Source organism: Mycobacterium lacus (assembly GCF_010731535.1).
GTDB lineage: Bacteria > Actinomycetota > Actinomycetes > Mycobacteriales > Mycobacteriaceae > Mycobacterium > Mycobacterium lacus.
Map to the genome: position 1 here is coordinate 3,038,677 of NZ_AP022581.1, position 1,455 is coordinate 3,040,131.

Genomic DNA, 1,455 nt, shown 5'->3' on the forward strand with positions numbered 1-1,455 from the left:
CGCCATGGAAAGGACCGCGACGCTGGCCGCGCCAACGCTATACATTTTCCCGCATGCAGGCGGCTCCGCGAACTTTTATGTTCCGTTTTCAAAAGAATTCTCCGCCGACATAAAACGAATCGCCGTCCGGTATCCCGGGCAGCGCGAGGGGTCTGGCCTGCCGCCGCTCACGAGCATTCCCGCCCTGGCCGACGAGATCTTTGCGATGATGAAGCCGTCGACTCGGCCCAACGCACCGGCCGCCTTCTTTGGTCACAGCATGGGCGGGATGTTGGCCTTCGAAGTAGCGTTGAGATTCCAATCGGCGGGGCACCCGATCATCGCCCTCTTCTTGTCGTCCTGTGCAGCACCAGGACATGCCAGATGGAAGCAATTCCAGGGGTATTCGGATCGTGAGATGTTGGACTTGGTCGCGCAAATGCCGGGAATGAATCCCGATGTCCTCGCCGACGAAGAATTTGTTGTCGGGATGCTGCCCACGTTGCGAGCCGCCCGTGCTATTGCCGGCTATACTTCCCCGCCAGGCACGACGGTGTCATGCCCGATCTACACGTTCCTCGGGGACAAGGACTGGATTGTGACCCCCGCAGACATGGCACCATGGCGCGAACGCACGACCAACGAATTCGCGGACCGAGTGTTCCCCGGCGACCACTTCTACCTCAACAACAATTTGCCGGAACTAGTGAAAGATATCGAGGACAGGATCCTCTACCGCTGCGGTAGTGGTTAGCCGCGCCAGCGACCTCGGAGCGCTAAACAGATCGACGATCGCCATTTTGGGCGGTGCTGACGTAAGTTCGCTGCGGAGGCGCCTAAATTCGCTGTTGATGCCGCTGTGAAATACGGCCCCAGAATCCTCCCGCCCGGGCGACCGGCAGACCCGCCACAACGTCAACCGGAAGACGCGAAGGGCTGCTCCACACCCGCCCGCGCCGACTGCACGGTTTACGATCCCCGTGACAAAACGGTGCGCCTGTCCCAAAACTGAAGTGAACGTCAACGAGTTGGACGAGCGCCAGTCCCGCCTCACTCTACTGGCCTTCCGTCACCTCTGCATCACAGATCTCACGAACAACACCGGCCCACAGGGCATATCACCTGCTTGTACTCCAAACCCGGCGCCAAACTGTGAAATTCGACACGTTGGGGCCTCCCCACCGCCGCGCGAGTCTGTGGATTTCGTAAATCCCGTCTCTTGCGGGTAAAACAGGCTTACCGTTCTCCAAGGGGCTGGTTGGGGAGGGTAACGATCGACCTCCGTGTCACCTGGCTCTAGCGCGCACGACGCCCCCGCCAGCAGGCGGCGTGCGCCACGCACCGCGAAAGGGCCTCGCTAGCCTGATACCGGCAGGTTAAGGGGGCTCTGAGGGGGCCCCAAAGCCGCTCAACAGGCAGCTCACAGGGTGCGTGCCCATAATGAACGCCGACAGTCGAAAACGGGAAGGTAACGCA

Annotated in this window: 1 protein-coding gene; it reads left to right on the forward strand. The window is 60.8% G+C overall.

The window, feature by feature from the left end:
• Window positions 1-4: 4 nt before the first annotated feature.
• Entirely contained in the window at window positions 5-733 is a 729-nt protein-coding gene (locus tag G6N24_RS13990; RefSeq protein ID WP_085161663.1) for a thioesterase II family protein, read from the forward strand.
• Window positions 734-1,455: the final 722 nt, after the last annotated feature.